General features: G+C 66.6%; 14 protein-coding genes and 1 pseudogene. 3 read left to right on the top strand and 12 right to left on the bottom strand.

Annotated elements, in window-relative coordinates; genetic code table 11:
• From V7Q31_RS13540 to V7Q31_RS13510, 7 genes are all read right to left on the bottom strand, one after another.
• The coding region (locus V7Q31_RS13540) for a hypothetical protein (protein WP_442976563.1) at nt 1-463 on the bottom strand (463 nt) is incomplete at its 3' end.
• A 101-nt stretch (nt 464-564) separates the two neighbouring features.
• Nucleotides 565-798 carry an integrase core domain-containing protein gene (locus V7Q31_RS13535; protein WP_333834395.1) on the bottom strand — a complete coding sequence of 78 codons (234 nt, stop codon included), beginning with the start codon at nt 796-798 and terminating at the stop codon, nt 565-567.
• Between the two features lie 128 nt (nt 799-926).
• Nucleotides 927-2,168 (bottom strand): hypothetical protein, encoded by a 1,242-nt coding sequence (locus V7Q31_RS13530; protein ID WP_333834394.1) that lies wholly within the window; start codon nt 2,166-2,168, stop codon nt 927-929.
• A gap of 169 nt (nt 2,169-2,337) precedes the next feature.
• Complete coding sequence (locus tag V7Q31_RS13525) at nt 2,338-5,358, bottom strand: hypothetical protein (protein WP_333834393.1); 3,021 nt, start codon at nt 5,356-5,358, stop codon at nt 2,338-2,340.
• 82 nt (nt 5,359-5,440) lie between these two features.
• Nucleotides 5,441-6,514: a class I SAM-dependent methyltransferase gene (locus tag V7Q31_RS13520; protein ID WP_333834392.1), complete on the bottom strand. Its 1,074-nt coding sequence runs from the start codon at nt 6,512-6,514 to the stop codon at nt 5,441-5,443.
• A 78-nt stretch (nt 6,515-6,592) separates the two neighbouring features.
• Nucleotides 6,593-8,794 (bottom strand): glycosyltransferase family 1 protein, encoded by a 2,202-nt coding sequence (locus V7Q31_RS13515; protein WP_333834391.1) that lies wholly within the window; start codon nt 8,792-8,794, stop codon nt 6,593-6,595.
• Between the two features lie 236 nt (nt 8,795-9,030).
• On the bottom strand, nt 9,031-9,747 hold the full coding sequence (locus tag V7Q31_RS13510) for a class I SAM-dependent methyltransferase (RefSeq protein ID WP_333834390.1): 717 nt from the start codon (nt 9,745-9,747) through the stop codon (nt 9,031-9,033).
• A 160-nt stretch (nt 9,748-9,907) separates the two neighbouring features.
• Between V7Q31_RS13510 and V7Q31_RS13505 the strand changes: the two genes are divergently transcribed.
• The gene (locus tag V7Q31_RS13505; RefSeq protein WP_333834389.1) at nt 9,908-10,750 is read left to right on the top strand and encodes a class I SAM-dependent methyltransferase; all 843 of its coding nucleotides are present in this window, start codon (nt 9,908-9,910) and stop codon (nt 10,748-10,750) included.
• Nucleotides 10,751-10,753: 3 nt separating this feature from the next.
• Here V7Q31_RS13505 and V7Q31_RS13500 read toward each other — a convergent pair whose 3' ends face one another.
• Complete coding sequence (locus V7Q31_RS13500; RefSeq protein ID WP_333834388.1) at nt 10,754-11,824, bottom strand: hypothetical protein; 1,071 nt, start codon at nt 11,822-11,824, stop codon at nt 10,754-10,756.
• A gap of 127 nt (nt 11,825-11,951) precedes the next feature.
• Here V7Q31_RS13500 and V7Q31_RS13495 point away from each other — a divergent pair, with 127 nt between their 5' ends.
• Complete coding sequence (locus V7Q31_RS13495) at nt 11,952-13,262, top strand: glycosyltransferase family 4 protein (protein ID WP_333834387.1); 1,311 nt, start codon at nt 11,952-11,954, stop codon at nt 13,260-13,262.
• Here V7Q31_RS13495 and V7Q31_RS13490 read toward each other — a convergent pair.
• The 4 genes and pseudogenes from V7Q31_RS13490 to V7Q31_RS13475 form a co-directional block, all read right to left on the bottom strand.
• Nucleotides 13,247-13,894 carry an ABC transporter ATP-binding protein gene (locus V7Q31_RS13490; protein WP_333834386.1) on the bottom strand — a complete coding sequence of 216 codons (648 nt, stop codon included), beginning with the start codon at nt 13,892-13,894 and terminating at the stop codon, nt 13,247-13,249. The two genes, V7Q31_RS13495 and V7Q31_RS13490, sit on opposite strands and share 16 nt — an antisense overlap.
• The gene (locus V7Q31_RS13485; RefSeq protein ID WP_333834385.1) at nt 13,891-14,688 is read right to left on the bottom strand and encodes an ABC transporter permease; all 798 of its coding nucleotides are present in this window, start codon (nt 14,686-14,688) and stop codon (nt 13,891-13,893) included. Before V7Q31_RS13485 ends, V7Q31_RS13490 begins: the two co-directional genes overlap by 4 nt.
• Nucleotides 14,685-15,776: a hypothetical protein gene (locus V7Q31_RS13480; protein ID WP_333834384.1), complete on the bottom strand. Its 1,092-nt coding sequence runs from the start codon at nt 15,774-15,776 to the stop codon at nt 14,685-14,687. Before V7Q31_RS13480 ends, V7Q31_RS13485 begins: the two co-directional genes overlap by 4 nt.
• A 205-nt stretch (nt 15,777-15,981) precedes the next feature.
• Nucleotides 15,982-16,911 (bottom strand): annotated as a pseudogene (locus tag V7Q31_RS13475) (IS3 family transposase); the annotation flags it as partial.
• A gap of 70 nt (nt 16,912-16,981) precedes the next feature.
• Between V7Q31_RS13475 and V7Q31_RS13470 the strand changes: the two are divergent.
• On the top strand, nt 16,982-17,470 hold the full coding sequence (locus V7Q31_RS13470; protein ID WP_333834383.1) for an IS110 family transposase: 489 nt from the start codon (nt 16,982-16,984) through the stop codon (nt 17,468-17,470).
• The last annotated feature ends 208 nt before the right edge of the window (nt 17,471-17,678 follow it).

Below are 17,678 nucleotides of genomic sequence, written 5' to 3'. Positions count from 1 at the left end.
AGTCGATCGGGATCAGGTCGTGCACATAGGCGAGCCGGCGCATCCGCGCGCCGGGATCGAGCCGGGCGAGAGCGCCCCGCCGCTGCGCCAACCCCGAATGCGAGGCGACGACATAAGTCGTCTCGGCGCGCTCGGCGGCAGGGAGGCGGCGGATCACGCCGCGGGCGAGAGCGGGCAGCGCCGAGGACGGCGCGGCCGGGGCGTCGCCGCGCCAGCGCGCCGCGACCGCGTCGAGCAGCGCCGCGCCGACCGCATGCGGCAGGAGCGCGGGACCGAAGGCCGCGGCGTGCACGAAACCGCAGGCCTCGCGGAAACGCACGCGCAGCTCCTGGGCGATGGCGACGTCGATCCGGTCGACGCCAGTCGCGAAGGGCTGCGCGCGCCGCCTGATCAGACGCGTGAGGTCGACCAGCACGCGCGGCGTGGCGAGCAGCAGCGGATCGAGAACGAGCCGGGCGGTCATGATCCTCAAGGCCTCCTCGCTGGTTGGGAGCGGACGCGACCCGGTGACTGAAAACGGCCTCCGCCCAACGCGGTGGAGTGCGCCCCCTCGGGTGGACACGATCACGCGGCGGTTTTGACGGGAGCGCAGGCGTTGCAGTCCTCGAACTGGGTGGGGCTGAGATGCCCCAGGGCTGAGTGCAGTCGTCTTTCGTTGTAGGCTTCGATGAAGCGGGGCACGCCGACGGCGACATCCTCGAAGGTTTCGTACTCCATCAGATAGACGTCCTTCAGCTTCAGCGTCTTCATGAGGCTCTCGGCCTGCGGGTTGTCGTATGGGTTGCCGCGCCGGCTCATGGAACCGACGAAGCCGTGTTCCTTCAGTAGATCGCTATGCGACTCGGAGGCGTATTGGGATCCGCGATCCGAGTGGAACACGCGGCCCGGCTATTGAGTTCAGGCCCCCGGTTCAGTGCCGATTGACACTACACGACGAGCCCGATGGCCGAGAGACGCCGCAGCTCTTCGGCTGTGAGCGGCGGCTCGACCCGATCGCGCAGCGCCCTGATGTCGGTCGCCTGGAAGAGGCCGCCTGCCCCGCCGTAACGTCCGAGAAGCGCTTCAAGATCGTCAAATCGCCGACTGCGCACGAGATCGTGGACAAGTAGGTCCATCCATTGGGGAGGCAGGCCGTGGCGCGCCTCCATGGCGGCGAGGCCATCCAGCAACGCCTGGGAGCCCGCCGCGCCCCCCATTGCAGCCAGATCCACGGTCGCCACCTGCTTTGCCACGGAGCCCGGGTCGCCAAGCATAGCGAGGATTGCTTCGGCGCTCAACCTTAGGGGTTGGTCGTAAATCTCGCCTAGCGCGTCTGCTGGACCAGCCAGCCTATTCAGCCGGGACGCAACGCTGTCGGGCAGCGTGTCGCTGACCTTCGACACATACACGGCGTATCGGTCTTCGAGGGACGGAGCCGTGTCGAGCAGCGCGCAGGCCTCTTCGTAGTCAGCGCGTACGCGGTCGAAACCCGCGTCGGGGATGCACGAAAGGTCGAAGATGCGTGTGATGCTAGCCTGGGCTGTGAGCATGCTGCGGCCGATCCGCGGTGCGATGTCGGGATGCAAGCTCGAATACTGTCGATTGACCGTCAACAGCCATCTACGAGGCAACTCATACAGCCCGTCACGGAGGCAAACTAACATGTCCTCGTGCTCATTGTAGAAAATCTGTGGCGAAGTGAAGCCTGCGTCGAGATTGCTGTCGTAGTCGAGTGACCAACCGTCTGGAAGGCCCGCAGAGCGACGAAGAAACGCCTCAAATTGGGCGTTGTTCGCCGCAAACGAGAAGTGATGAACTCGCTCTGGCCCCAGTCGAGCTTGCAAAAGACGCACTCTGGACACCATTGGGATAAAATATTTTGCATATACTGAAGGTTCGTAGAAATTATAAGAGCCATGTCCAAAAACTCTCAGATTTGCTGATACGTCATGCAAGTACTCTGAATACGCACGCTCGAAGGGGGCTCGCAGACACAACACGACGTCAATCATACAGCCACGTAGGCATTCCTCCAAATTTGGTAATGCGACACCAATACTGTCAAAATACAATGGGGATGCGTCGAAAAAAATCTTCTCCTCGCCTGCATGAGAATCAAAATTGGAAATATATTGCCTGAAATTCCGCCCAGATCGAAAATAATCGATCTCTTTGAACCCGATAGACATGTTGAATTTATTAGGTAGTGCTGACAATTGCCTATGTAGAAATGTTGTGCCCGCTTTTGGTAGACCGAAGCAGATTAGAAAATGTCGGGACACTGCTACGGCCTCCGGCTAGGCTCAGGATTGTCGGTGGCTCCTTCGCCGCCGGCGCGAATATCCGGCGGCGGCCATCTTAACTAGGCACAGCCGCGCGATCGACGATGGCGACACGCTGGAGGAACACGCCGAGGTCGCGCGTGTCTGCGGAGATCCCGGCCACATGCGGGCTGGTCGTCGCCGAGATGAGAACCTGCAGATTCAGAAGCGCGCCGTCCTCAAGCGGGGGACAGCGCAGGGTCGCAACGTAATCTGCGTCCGCATCGACCTGTTCCTCGAAAATTACAACTGGCGCGACGCCCTCATGCCCGACCGTAGACCGCAGCGCGACAGTGACTCGGCGGCTACCGAGGAAATTCGAACCGAACACCCGGTAGCTCAGGAGGATTTCGGGCTCGACGACGAGCTGTCCCGGCACCTCGGCCTCGAGGAGGAGACGGAGTTCACCTGCGCCGCCCCTGGTCCAGACGCCGTTGGGTTCGAGGTCGTAGAATCCCGTCAGGGCATTTCTCAGCAGTATCCCGCCAGTCTGGTCGACTAGCAGATCTTCGCCGCAGCGAATCCGAACCCGTCCCGCGACATCGAAGGATACCGTGGAAACCGTCGCGATCGGCAGCCCGCGCGCGGGGGCGCTGCAGGCGGCGTCAGAGGCCACAGGCGCATCCAACTGCACGATGACCTGGTTCAGCGCTTGGATCGACCCCCCGATCTCCAGCCAGAGCGCATCCATCTGCGCATTAATCCAGATCCACCAGCGCTCATTCATGCGCCTTTGGACTTCGTAGCCGTTGCGGGTGTCGATCGATCCGAACAGCGGATCGCGCGCGCTGGCGATGAAGGCCGCGAACTCGGCTTCGACAAGAGCGTCCGGATGGGCGTCGAGGCCGCTGAGCATAACACGCCCGCCGGCCCTCTCGGCTAGGTCGCGCAGCACGCTCCGCTTGCCGCCGCTCGAAAGCCGGGACCGCATCATCACCATCTCGACGGCCGTCGGCTCGCGCTTGCGCAGGGCGCGACTTGCGTGAAGTAGGAACATGTCTCCATTGAGGGGTAAGAAATCCTGCGCCTCATAGAAGCGCGCGCGAGGGTCCAGCGGACCAGGGATCGGCTGATCGAAGACAAGCGCGTCGCTCAGGACGATGTTCGCGGCCGCAGCTGCCGTCTGCAACCGGGTCAGTCGATCAATCAGCCGCCGCGGCACCTGGATCGCTTCGAAATCCAGCGCGCCGAGATCGATCGGCGCGCGCCGCCGAAGGATCTCGTCGGGGGGCAATAAAAGCAATTCTACGAGGTTGCTGATCATCGGGCGCTGTCTGGCGTCATCGATCTCAGTCTCGGCACCCCAGCGGGAGATTTCAGCGCGACGTCGCGCCTTGTCGGCTGCAAAGGCTGCGATCCGTTCCGGCCGGATGAAATCCGGTGTGCTCACGATCCGCCCCCGTTCAAGAAAGACGATCTCGGGCTCATGGAACAGCCGCCCGCGCACCGCGAGCGCCGCGTCGATGGCGCTCGACACTTGCGCGGCGCCGTCGCCGAGTGCTGACACGCTAAGGAGCTCCGAAAGAAATGGCGGACGCTTGCATATGGCCACGAACACCGAATGGATCGATTCGAGGACTGTATCCTCGACGAGGTCGCCCAGCTCGTAGTGCTTACGCCAGAACTGGAGGCCGATGGGCGTGCGCCAAAGTGAGGGAACGCGATCCGGCAAAGCCGCCTCGTATGGCGCGTCCATGGCGCGCAGGAAGTCGACCCGCTCCGATGGTCCCAGCTCAAGGAAGCGCTCGTAGGAACACTCGGCCGCGCCGATCAGCAGTTCCTCGCCCATCCGCGCGAGGGCGTCTGGCAGCTCCTCGAGCAGCGCGCGCGCCGTCTCGATCATCTCGGCTCGCTGCCGGAATCCCCGGACACGTTCGACCGCCTCGCGATAGCGGCTCGGCTCTCGGATCGCCGCCACGATCCGCGGCAAATCCTCCTTTGTAGCAAAAATTGCCGCATCAGTCATGTCAAGAAACGGCTGGTGTGGCGGCAGAAATAGAGGCCTGTCTAACTGGCATACAAACCTTGCGGTGGCCGAGTTATTCCAGTGATCGTAATCCTTCTGTGGAATATAAAAATAATCTGATTCAATAAGGCTGTCCATTAAATCAACATCAGGAAGCCAGCCACTACTAATATTATGTTCAATCCCACTATTTTTTAAAGTTTCGTCGAGCTTATCGACATCGAATTGGCCTATTGTGGCAACGCTTCCGATCAAAACTGCGCGAAGCTCCCGCGCCAAATGTATCAGAGCTTCAAAGTCCTTTCCACCATACTGGAAGAAACCAAAGAAACCGACTTTCTCTGGTCGTCCGTTGCGATCAACGTCATACACATGGTCCGGCGCGGGCACCGGAGATATGCCGAGTTCCAGCGCCGCCATGAAGAAGTGCCGCGCGCCCGAGGATACGAAGCTCACCTGGGTGATCGGCGCGGCTAGGATTTGCGCCTGCCGGCTGAACAGCAGCTCGTGGTCAGCGTCCAGCAGCGAATGATGCAGCACCACGACTATGGCGCGGCGGTCGCGGACCAGATGCTGAAGATTATGGATCAGTACGCCAGTCGATTCACCCTGCGACAGGCGCGCGTTCAGCCCGTCGAACAGGCCGGGTCCGTGGTTCACTAGGACGAGCGCGCCGTCCAGCGCATCGGTCGGCAGGGCTAGAGCCGCCGCCGAGGTCCGGTGGACAGTCACCTCCAGTCCCATCGCGGCGAACTGCTCCGCGAGATACCGACCGTACTCGCCGATGCCACACTGCTTTCCGTGGCTCGGTGAGATCAAAACAACCCGGCGCGGCCTGACGGCCAGCCGACCAAGATAGCCGCGCCCCTGCGCATGGCCGTAAAGCACATAGTGCAGATTCGTATCGCGGATCACCGACAGCGCCCTCGCGCGTGCCGCGTCACGCCACGTGACTCCGTATTCTGCTGGCGCGGCGCAATCCGCCGTCTGAGCGTCGCCGGACCAGGCGACGTCTTCGAGACCGACAGAGGCGGGCGCCGAACCGGCGGCGTCCGGAACTCTGGTCGAGTCCACATCTTCGGGAAAATTCATACGATCCTCCATCGTTCTTCGGCGGAAGACAGCTTGCGGCGGCGCCGCAGACGAACGCGCTCGAGGTTGGAAATCTGCCCCCTCACAATCTCGAGTTCCGCCAGCCCTGTGTGCCGTCCAGCAGGGTGGCGGTGCCGCCTGCCGGATCGATCGCGATGGTGGCAGGCTTCTCGAACTCGAGCGTCCAGCCGGCACCGCCAAGCAGGCGCAGCAGATCGCCGTCGATCGTGCGGCTGTGGGTGCCGATCACCAGATAGCGGCAGAGCCGACCGAGGGCGTCGAGCGAGCCGGCCACGAGGTCGGTCTCGCCGCCCTGGATGTCGATGTGCACGAGATCGACTGGCCCGTGCTCGCCCAGAAGCGCCGACAGCGTAACCACCGGCGTCTGACGGAAGGCCCCGGTCGCCAGCGCCGCCTCGGCCGCAGCGGCGTCCGGAAAGAACCGGGGCTCCTGCCCGTAATGCTCGGCGCCGGTCTGAAACATCGGGAACAGTGCGACACCCGCGGCCGGACCCGCCACGGCCGCGACGATCTGGGCCACATCCTCGCCGAAGCCGTTGCCCGCGCAGTGCGCGCGCATGAAGGCGACATGATCGGGGTCGCCCTCGACGCCGACGGCGAAGGTGGCGAGCCCGCGCGCGCGGGCGGCCGCGGCGGCGTTCACCATCCAGCAGCCCCAACCCGCGCCGAGCTCGAGCACCGCATAGCGTCCGCGCGCCAAGTCCACCGACCGCAGCACTGCGGCCCATTCGACCATCTCGGCGTGAAAATTGCCTGGGATCGGCGGCCCCTCGACCTCCCCGCCGCGGGAGGCGAGGCTCGCCACGAAGCGCACATCGGTCGTGACGCCAAGATAGTTCGTCAGGCAGCCCGGCCGTGACGCGGGCGTGGGGGCCGCGTGGGAGAGGATAATCGACCGCGCGTCGCAGCTCGCGGCGAAGATCTCCCAAGGGTGCACGCCCCGGTGGAGGGCCTGATACTCCGGCGCTGCGACCAGTGCGGTCACCAGCGCCCTGACGCTCGGCGCCGTCATATGCGCCTCGATCGCGAAGCGGCTCTCGGGCGCACGGTCGAGCAGGCAGTGATAGAGCGCGACGACATCGTCCTCGCAGACCGCCCCGCCCGAGGCCGTCGTCGCTCCGCCGTCATGGGTCATGGACCCCCTCCATCACGCCGCCGCAACCTCGCGATGCCATCGCCAAGCGATGAGTGCAACCGTAGAGAACCGTTGGGGTCAACTGCGTGCGACCTCCATGCGCGCACGCAGCCGCGCCCAGGCCTCAGTGTCGTCGGCGGCGCACCACCCCACGCCCAGAAGCCCGGCCCGGAGCGACCTTGGATCGCCCCCCGGCAGAGGCGACAGCGGTCCGACTAGGACGCTGCGCAGGAAGAGCCTGACCACACCGCCCGGATCCGGCGTGACGCGCGCCGCCACGAAGCCCGGACCCGTCTGCGGCGTGGGATGCGCTTCTGCTTCCCGCGCGGATGCGGCGGGATCTCCGCAGGGTTCGATCATGATCTCCATGCGGGGATTGCTAGGCGGCCTGCAGACGGCGAAGCAGACGATCGCTGCGTCCGTCGTGCCGTCGAGGCCGAGGATCGCCTCCGCTTGCGGGTGCGCCGCCCAGACCCCCCATTGCTCAACGGGGTGCCAGCCCTCGCCGAGAACAAGCTCGACGCGGCGCTCGTCGAGCGTCGCAGGGTCTGTGTAGTCGATCCAGCGCTTGCCCAGACGGTAGAGCCGCTCGGGCTGCAGACGCGCCGCCGCGCGGGCGGGGTCGCGGAAATCCACCTGCGCCGTCAGCCGCCGCACCGCCGCGTCGAAGGCCGCCGCGCAATCGGCCCAGGCGCGGGGTCGGAACTCGCGCGCGATGCGCGCGGTCTGGCGCGCCCGGTGCTCGGGGTCGAAGAGCAGCCGCGTGATCACCGTCTCGGCCTCGGGCAGGCAGTGCGGGTCGAAATACTCGACCAGATCGCCCCCTACCTCGGGGATCGAGCTCGCGCCCGAGGCGGCGCAGGGCTTGCCGAAGACGAGGCTCTCGCCCACCGGCAGGCCCCACCCTTCCACGAAACTGGGATAGACGGTGAACAGGCACGCCTTGTAGAGCGCGCTGAGCTCGGCGTTGGAGGTCTCGCGCAGGATGACGATCCTGCCGCCGACATAGCGCGTCGCCTCAAGCTGCGTCAGCAGGTTTTCGACCAGCCATCCCTGCCGGCCCGCGAAGACGAGCTTCGGCAGGGCGTCGCCGTGGAGCCGGTGCAGCCGCCGCCAGAGATGGAAAAGCAGCATATGGTTCTTGCGCACCTCTATCGAGCCCACGCAGAGGACGAAATCCTCCGTGAGACCCGCGCGCTCAAGCCAGGCCGGCTCGTCTATGGGGTCGACGGACAGCTTCAACTCATGGGCGAGCGGCACCACCTCGACGGGTTTCTCAACGCCAATCTCCGCCAGGAAGCCCGTGACGTCGAGGCGCGTGCGCTCCGAGATCGTCAGGATGAAATCGGAACTGTAGACGAGATAGACAAAATTATATACGAAGTCGGTGATGTTCGTGCTTACGCAGAACTCGGGATGGGAATACGGAATCAGATCGTAGATATAGACTCCGATCTTCACGCCGCTCTGGCGAAGGCGAAAGAAGATCGGGAGCGCTTGCGGAAAGATCCAGAAGGCGCCGAGGATCACCACGACGCTCCCCGGGGCGATGGCGACGGGCTGCGTCACCTTGATCATCTCGCGGACCATGGCGGTCAGGCCGGGCAGCGTCACATCCGGATCGTCGAGGGCGGCGCAGATGCGGTCGAGCCGCTCGGGATCGAGCATGAGCGGCAAGTCGTAGGGATGCAGCGACAGGAAGCGGGCATCGCTACGGACGGCCTTAAACTTCTTGAAGAACTCCACGACCACACGCTGGATGCCGGTCACGCGGACGTGGTTCTGGAAGTAGATCACAATGTCGGTGACGTCGTAGAACGTACCTTCGACAGGCGTCGCGCGCGGCAGGGCTTCGACCATGGCGCGGCAGAGATCGTCGCTCTCCACGGGCCCGATGCCGCCCCTGCCGCGCTGCGCCGCGCCAGTCCGTCCGTGCAGGGCCCGCTCGATATGATCTTGCGCCTCTTCCAGCCGGCCCATCTGCTGCAGCAGATGGCCAAGATGGAAGTTGAGGTCGCCATCCACAGGCGCGGACTCTAGCGCGCGACGGTAGGCGGCCTCGGCGGCCTCGAGCCGCCCGCTCTCCTTCAGCACGTGACCAAGCTGGACCCGGGCGCGCCACTTGAGAGGGTGGCGCGCGAGATACATTTCGTAAAGCACCGCCGCGCGCTCCCACTCGCGGCGGTCACGGGCCGCGTCCGCCTCAGATACGAGCCAAGGCTTGCGCGGCTTCAGAAGCGTCGAGAGGACCGTCCGGTAGCCGAATCCGACCCGTCCCATTCATCGTACTCCCAAACGAGATCATCACGTCATGACGCAGCGCAGCACCTGCGTCCAGTATGCCGGGCGCTGCGACGCGCGTCCTGTGGTTTCACGGCGACGTCGGACCGCTCCGCCCGCCGGACTGGGCGCCCGCGATCCCTTGGGAGTAGGCTGTGGCCGACGCGCTCGACGACTGGCGTCCCCGGGTGGCGGCGGCCTCCGCCACCCCGCGCCAAGGTTGACAGGCGCGGGGCTCAGCCCTGCGTGCGCCGCGCGACGAAAATGGCCCGGTCGCCCTCATGGCCAGGCGAGGGAACCGCGGTGACGCTGTCGAAGCCGTGGTCGCGGAGCAGCGCCTCCATCAGCCGGCGATTCGGTCCCCAGCCGTTCTGCGGCCGTCCGGCGGGCTGAACGTCGCCCGGATAGAAGACCATGGCGGGCCGACCGAGATCCTCCAGGTCGACGACCGTCTCGATGGTCAGCGTCGAACGCGCGATGCGCGCCATCGCCTCAAGCGCCGATAGCGGATTGCGGATGTGGTACCAGATGCCGTTGAAGAGAACGACGTCGAAAGTCCCAACGCTGTGGACGTCGAGATCCTCAAGCCGGATCACCCGCTTCTCGATCTCGGTTGCGAGCCCGGCCTCGCGCACGGCGATGTCGAAGCCGCGGTCGCTGGCGGTGGGACCCGCGCCCTGCCCCCACCAGACATACCAGTCGGCGGCGACCACGCGGCCCGCGCCCCGGCGCTTGGCCTCGATCGAGAAGAAGCCGTCCCAGGCCCCGACATCGAGCACAGAGGCGCAGGGAGAGAGATCCGCGAAATAGACGTCGGCGGCTCCCTTGAGGACCGCATAGGGTCCGGCGCCGGGAGTGATGACGCCGTCGCCGAGATCGATGCTGTGGAACCAGGCGCCATAGCTCGCGACGGTGGCGCGCCGCAGGGCGATCCGGTCGGACTCAGGGGTCATGGCGACGGCTCCAAGCCTGTGAACTTACAGGCGATCTGCCTAGCGGAGCCGACTGACTGATACAAGCGCGGGAGCGGCGCCGTTCCGCCGTCGGCGGCGCGATTGGCGCCGCGCGCCGCCTCGATTAAAGGTCGGACGTCGGAACCGGGAGGCGGGCGCGATGGGCGAGGCGACGGACCGGGCTTGGCCCGGCGAGGTCTTCATGGGAACGGGACGCGGCCCCTACCTGGAGCGCTGTTTCCCCGTGGCCGAAGATTTCTTCCATCCCGCATTCGCCGAGTTCCTCGGGCGCCTGAACCACCCCTTCATGATCCATCGAAAGCTCTGGGAGTGGGCGTTCATCGCACATCGTATCGAGCGCGCGGGCGCGCTGCGTCCCGGAGCGCGGGGTCTTTGCTTCGGCGCGGGAACCGAACCGTTGCCGGCCCTGTTCGCGGCCCGCGGCTGCGCCGTCGTCGCCACCGACGCGCCGCCGGAGGTCGGAGAGGTCTGGACCGGCACCCGGGAGCACAGCCGGAGCCTCGACGACCTGGCGCGTCCGGAAATCATCGATCCCGAGACCTTCCGGCGTCTCGTGACGCACGAAGTCTGCGACATGAACGCGATTCCTTCTCGCCTGCGCAGTTTCGATTTCTGCTGGTCGGCCTGTTCCCTTGAGCATCTTGGCGACCTGCGCCACGGCATGGACTTCGTGCTGGCCAGCATGGAGACGCTGAGGCCGGGCGGCGTGGCGGCGCACACCACCGAGCTCAATCTGTCCTCAAACACCGAGACCATCGCCGAGGGCCACACCGTGCTCTATCGCCGCCGCGACCTTGAGGCGTTGGCCGAGGAGCTGCGGGCGATCGGCTGCCGGGTCGAGCCGCTGATTTTCGCGCCAGGGCCGACGCCCGTCGACCTGCATGTCGACATGCCGCCCTATAGTGGCGATCCGCATCTCAAGATTCGCCTAATGGATTATGTGACCACCTCCGTCGGGATCGTGGCGACTCGCGGCGACTGAGGGCTATGGGACCGCGCGGTCCCCGGCCCCGCCCTTCAGCGGGTCGAAGCGCAGACTGCGAAGCTCGACCAAGCCGTCGAACATCGCTCGGGCGCTGAACAGCCGCACCTGCACGAGGCCCTGGGCAGACCCAACGCGGAAGGCGCAGACGAGGCGCTGCTGTCCCGCCATCCGCGGCGTCAGCGGGGTCTGGGCCAGCGGTTCGGGTTCACCCGGTCCGGTGGAGGCGACCTCGAAGCTGAAGGACCCTTCCGCGGCGCTCGGCGATAGAGCCACGATCGCCTCGACCTCCCAGTCGCCGGGAAGCAGAGGGATATAGCCGCCGAAAAAGACGTGGCAGGGCCGGCCCGTGACGTCGACCGGCCCGCGCAGCGGCGCATGCGGCGGCTCTCCGGTCAGGAGCAACACGGGGTCGACATTGATCCTGGCCGGCGCGCCGGCGCGCTCCATGGCGCCATAAACGGCGAGCGTCGCCGCCATTGCCTCCGCCATGTCCGCATCCCCCACCCGCGCCGCAAGCTGCGCCGCGACCGAGGTGCGATCCGTCGCGAGCGCTGCGAGCGGGGCGAGCAGCGCCGCATGCGCACCGACCAGCGCCTCCGCCTCATCGCGACCGACCGGCAAGCCGAGATGGTCCGCAAGGGCCATCGCGGCGCCGGCGGGATCGGCGGCGCAGGCAGCGGGCTCCAGGCGCAGGACATGATCGGCGTTGCGAAGCCGCATGAGGCCGATGGAAGCGCGCAACGCGATGCGGAACGCCTCGGCGGGATGGGCGTGGCCGCCCTCGATCAGCAGCGTCGTCACCGCGCCGGGGTCGGCGGCGGCGATCAGGATCGGCCGCCGCGCGACCTGCAACTCATGCGCGAGGGCGTCGTCGATGTCGGCGCCGAAGCAGACCATCGCTTCGGCGTCGCCGCGCAGGGCGGCGCGCGCGAGATCCTGGAGGCGGCCGACAGGTTCGAGCGCGACCCTCTGGACCCGGCGCGCGAGCGCGCCGAGCGCGATCGCCGCGCACCAGTCCGTGAACGGCCCCGGCATCCCGACCACCAGATGGATCACAAACGCCCCCCGCATCCTTCGCCGTCACTCGATCCGCTTAGCCGCGCCCCGCCGCAGGGGCAACCCGCCGCGGCGGCCTTGCATCCGAGCGCGGGGACTGCCAGAGGCGGCGAATGGGCGAGGAACGGGAGACGCCACGGGCATGAACATCCTGCTGGACGGAATGAATCTGGGTCTGGAGCAGGGCACCGGCGTCGCCACCTACGCCCGCGCGCTCATCGCCTGCCTGCGGGCGGAGGATCACGGCGTCGGAGTGCTCTACGGACGCGAAGCGCCGGCTCACGCCGACCCCGTCCTGCGGGAGGCCGCCTTCTTCGACGCGGGCGCGCCGGCGCGCAACTCCCGCCTGCGGCGCTGGAGCGCCTTCGCCCAGGCGTTGCGTCCCGTCACGCCCGTCGAGATCCCCGCCACCGGCCATGTGCTGCGCCCCCGCGGCGACCGCCGCTTCCCGGAGGGCGCGGAGTATCTGAACCATCCCGGCCTGTTCCGGCTCGCCGTCAACCGCTTCCGCATGGGCCTCGGCTTTCTCGAGGTGCGCGTTCCCGAACGCTTCGACGTGGTCCACTGGACGTTTCCGATGCCGGTCCGGGCCGCGAACCGACCGAACCTCTACACGGTGCACGACATCGTGCCGCTGAAGCTCCCCTACGCCACGCTCGACGTGAAGCGCGTCCATCGCCGGTTGCTCGCGGAGATCGCACGCAACGCCGCCGCGATCGTCACCGACAGCGAGACCAGCCGCGCCGATATTCTGGCGCTGCTCAACATTCCCGAGGAGCGGGTGATCGACGCCTCCGTTCCCGTGTCGCTGCCGGTCGAGCTTCTGGCGCGGGACCCGGCCGACGTGGCCGCCGAGTTGCGCGGGATCGCCGAGACTCGCGGCCCGGACGGGCGCGCGCGGCGGCTCTTCGAATCCGGCGGCTATTACCTGTTCGTCGGCGCCATCGAGCCGAAGAAGAATCTCGCGCGCATGATCGAGGCCTATCTCGCGGCCGACGTGTCCGAGCCCCTGGTGGTGGCGGGCCGGCGCGGCTGGCTTTGCGACGCCGAGATGCGCCTCATCGAGCGCTCGCCGCGCATCGTGCATCTCGACTATGTCACGCTGCGGCAACTCGTGACCCTGATGCAGGGGGCGCGGGCGCTGCTGTTCGCCTCGGTCTACGAGGGCTTCGGGCTGCCTGTGATCGAGGGCTTTCTTTGCGGGACGCCCGTGGTCACTGCGGCGATCGGTTCGACAGCCGAGATCGCCGGCGATGCGGCGATCCTCGTGGACCCCTACGACGTCGGCGCCATGCGCGACGTCATCCGGCGGCTGAGCGGACCGGACTGGCCCTCGCTGCGGTCCGAGCTGTCCGCGCGAGGGCGGGTCCGGGCCGCGGCCTTCGCCCCCGAGCGCGTCGCGTCGCGCTTCCTCGACGCCTATGCTGCGGCGACCTCTCACAGGGCCGCATAGACCTCGAGCGCCACGTCGATGTCCAGGAACAGCTTCGAGCGGCCGCGATGGAGCACCAGCGCTCCGGTGCAGTAGGAGCGCAGGATGTTGGCGTCATGGGTGACGAGCAGCATCGCCCGATCGGCGCGACGCTCGAACAGCTCCCGCCGGCATTTGGCGTGGAAGCTCGGGTCGCCGACGAAGATGACCTCGTCGATCAGGTAGCAGTCGAAATCGATGGCCAAGGACAGGCCGAAGGCGAGCCGGGCGCGCATGCCCGAGGAGTAGGTCTTCACCGGCTCGCGCAGATAGCGTCCGAGTTCCGAGAACTCCTCGACATAGGTGAGCACGTCCGCGACGGGGCGGTCGTAGATGCGGGCGACGAACTTGACGTTGTCCACGCCGGACAGGCTGCCATGAAAGCCGCCGTGCAGCGCGAGCGGCCAGGACAGGCTCATGCCGCGCTCGATCACGCCGGATGTCGGACTCTCGACGCCGCCAAGCAACCGCACCAGCGTCGACTTGCCCGCGCCGTTGCGCCCCAGCACGCCGAGCCTCTCGCCCGGCGAGACGTCGAAGGTTATCCCGTCGAGAACACGGCGGGATCCGCCCTTGACATGGTATTCCTTCACCACGTCGAGGACGCGGATCATGACGCCTCCACATACCGCCGCGCGCTGCGCAGGAGGAACAGTCCCACCGCGAGCAACACGAGGCTGGTGACCACCGCCGCCTCCCATTCGTAGAACACCGGCACATCCGGGCCGAAATAGCCCCCGCGGATCATCTCGACCCCGCTGACCAGCGGAAACCACACCAGAATGTCGCGGGCCTCGGGCGGTAGCCAGTAGAGCATGTAGAAGGTGCCGGAGAGGGGGACGGTGATGTAGCCGAGAGGCGGCCACAGCTTCTCGACCAGCTCGAAGCGTTCGCTGAGCGCGCCGATCAGTATCGAGAAGCCGATCACGAACAGCATGTAGACGAGGAAACCCGCCACAATCATGGGGATGTCGACTGGCGGTTTCGCAAGCCCCCACAGGACGAACAGCGTCACCGTGATGACGAAGGCCCCCAGCGTGCCGATCAGCTCGGTGACGAGCCGGGCCGCATACATCAGCAGGACGGTGATCTGACGATGATACAGAAGCTCGGCGTTGACATGCATGCAGCGCATCAGATGCATCACGCCATGTCGGTACATCTGCAGAGGCATATAGCCGGTAAGCAGGAAGGCGACGATCGGTATGTCATGGGCGCCGCCCTTTGACATCGCCGAGCTCCAGAGCGCGATGACGGCGAGACAGAAAAGCACAGGCTCCATCACGATCCAAGCGAAGCCGATGTTGTCGCGCCCGAAACGCGTGTAAGTCTCGCGCACGATCAGCGCCGCAAGCAGCCGCAGTTGGGCGGCGGCGAAGCTCTCTCTGCGCGGCGCGCCCGGTCTCATCCGGCGTGCTCGCGCGCATTGACCCAGAGCAGCCATCCAATGGCGTAGAGCAGGAAGCAGCTCGCCGCGACGCTCAGCGTCATGACGAGGCGGCGTGGCTCGCGCGCTTCGTCGGGCGCTCCTGGATGAACGACGACCGCGAGGTAGCGCTGCTTGCGCTGCGCCTCGGCTCTCGCCTGTTCGAGGCCGGCTCTCGCGGCGAGCAGCGCGTCAGCGGCGAACTCCTGCTCGAGCAGAAGCGTCTCGAACTGACCGTAACGCTCCGACAGCGCGCCCGACCCGCCCACGAGCCGGCTGCGCTCCTCGGCGATCTGGTCGTTGACGGCCGAGATGCGGCTGCGCAGGGCGGGCAGCTGCGGGCTGTTGCGCGCGCTCGTCTCGATGCGCCGCGCCTCGGCCTCGAGGCTCGCACGCTCCGCGGACAGGCGCGCGACCAGCTCCATTTGGCTGTCGCTGTCGGCGACGGGGCTGACGAGCCCCGCCTGGGTGCGAAAGGCGGTGAAGGCCTCCTGGTTCTCCCGCACCCGCGCCTCGGCGAGTTCGACCTCGCGGCGCGCGAAGTCGACCGTGTCGGTCATCGCGCGCTCGTTCATTCGGTTGACGAAATCCTCGCCTTGCAGCAACAGGGTTGAGGCGATGAAGCGTGCGTCGTCGCCTGAGAAGGCGTGCACCGTCAAAGTGGAGATGCCGGTGGCGAGATCGTGCACGACGGTCACTCGGCGCTGGAAATAGTCGTACAAACCCTCGGTCGTTTCGCCATCGACGACATTCGGCCAGCGCGCGAGGAAATCCGCCTCCTCGCGCCCCATAAGGCCCCTGAAATCGACGCGTCGGTCCAGTTCGAGCATCGCGTCGCGCGATTGCATGTAGGCCCGCACGAGGAAGGCGTCGTCGGTAGCGGGACCAAGGCCTGCGGACTGCAGCAGGGCGCCGACGCCTGTCGGGACCGAACGCTCGGCGCTCCGCACCACGAACTGCGCCTCCGCCACGTAGCGGTCGGCGGCGATCAGTCCGAAATAGATCGCGGCGAGCGCCGTTGGCGCCAGTACGACGGCGAGGAAGGGCAGCCAACCGCGCAGTGCGGACAAGGTTCGCAGAGGTCGGACGCCGGTCGGCAGCTCTCTGCCAGATCGAATTGCGAGAACTGCGCCCTCGAGACGAGCACCCGGCGCGGCGTTGAGGATGGGCGACTGGTCCAGGGTCTTCAAGGCATCTGCTCCCGCTTCGTCATCGAAGCTTCTAGTACACCCGGAGAGCCCCCATTCCAACGACCCTGACCTGACCCCTTGTTTCTCATCCAACGGCCATTGGAATCGCGTGTTGAGAATTGCGCGCGCCGGCGCCGTGAGCAACGGGCATCGGCGCGGAGCTTTTCAGGTGGCGCAGCGTCGATGCCCGTTGCGGACGCAACGTTGCCGCGAAGGCTGCAGGGGTGAGGTAGCCCAGCGACGAGTGCGGGCGGGCGGTGTTGTAGTCGTGGACCCAGCCGCCGATCACGGCGCGGGCGTGGTTCATCGAGAAGAACAGGTGCTCGTTGAGGCACTCGTCGCGCATCCTTCCCTGGAAGCTCTCGGCGAACGCGTTCTGGGTCGGCTTGCCCGGGGCGATGTAGCGCCAGTCCACCTTGTGCTCCTGGGTGAACTTCAGCACCGCGCTCGACGTGAACTCGGTGCCGTTGTCGCTGACGATGACGCCGGGCTTTCCGCGCCTGGCGATCAGCGCCTCGAGCTCGCGGACCACGCGCTTGCCCGACAGCGAGGTGTCGGCGACAGCGGCGAGGCATTCCTTGGTCACGTCGTCGATGATGTTCAGCACCCGGAAGCGCCGCCCCATGGCGAGCTGGTCGTGGACGAAATCCACCGACCAGCGGCTGTTCGGCCCCTCCGGCTTCGGGATCGGCGTGCGCGCCACCGCGATCCGCCGACGCGACTTGCCCCGCCGCACCGCCAGCCCCTCCTCGCGGTGAAGCTGCTGGGTCTTCTTCCGGTTCAGGGCATGGCCCTTGAGCCGCAGCAGCGCATGCAGCCGCCGGTAGCCGAACCGGCGGCGCTGGTCCGCGAGCTCCCGCAGCCGCGCCCGCAGCGCTGCATCGTCGGGCCGGATGGAGCGGTAGCGGACCGAGCTGCGATCCGCCCCGAGGATGGCGCACGCCCGCCGCTCGCTCATGCCGTGGGTCTCGACGGCATGGGCGACCGCGTCCCGCTTCGCGGCGGGCGTCACCATTAATGGGATGACCTGCCCCGCCCTCCTGCCTCACCCTGTGAGGCCTCTGAAAAGGAAGGAGGACCCGACCATGAACCGCAACGCTCCGCGCGACGCCGCCGTCTATGGCGTCGATCTCGGCAAGACCCTCTTCCACGTCGTCGGCGTCGACGCTTCTGGCGCCGTCGTGCAGCGCGTGAAATTTCGGCGCGACACGCTGCTCGCCTTCTTCGAGCGTGCCGGGCGCGCGCTTGTCGGCATGGAAGCGTGCCCCGGGTCGCAATGGCTGGCGCGCAAGCTGCAGGCGATGGGGCACAGGGTGCGCATCATCCCCGCCCAGTTCGTGAAACCCTATGTGAAGTCACAGAAGAACGACACGCTCGACGCCGAGGCCATCGCCGAGGCCGTGACGCGACCGACCATGCGCTTCACCGAGGTGCGCACCACCGAGCAGGTCGACCTGCAGGCGCTTCACCGCATCCGCGACCAACTCGTATCCAGCCGGACGCGCGCCATCAACCAGGCGCGGGCGTTCTGCCTCGAATACGGCGTGGCGATCCGGCAGGGCGCCGCGGTCTGAACTGATGCGGTGGATGCCCCCACCCAGCGGCATCTCGTATGCCATGACGGTTCCATGGACCGAGCGGAGGGCGCATCGATGACGACGAAGATCAGCATGCTGGCGATCGACCTGGCGAAGGGCAGCTTTCAGGTCTGCGCTGTTGGCGCGGATGGGGCGTGTGTGGATGCCCCCTGTTTGGCAAGCATGATCTTCGATTTGTCGGCGG

Source organism: Rubrimonas sp. (assembly GCF_036788415.1).
Classification (GTDB): Bacteria; Pseudomonadota; Alphaproteobacteria; order Rhodobacterales; family Rhodobacteraceae; genus Rubrimonas.
Note: the sequence above shows the minus strand (reverse complement) of the source record. Positions and strands in the feature narration are given on the sequence as shown.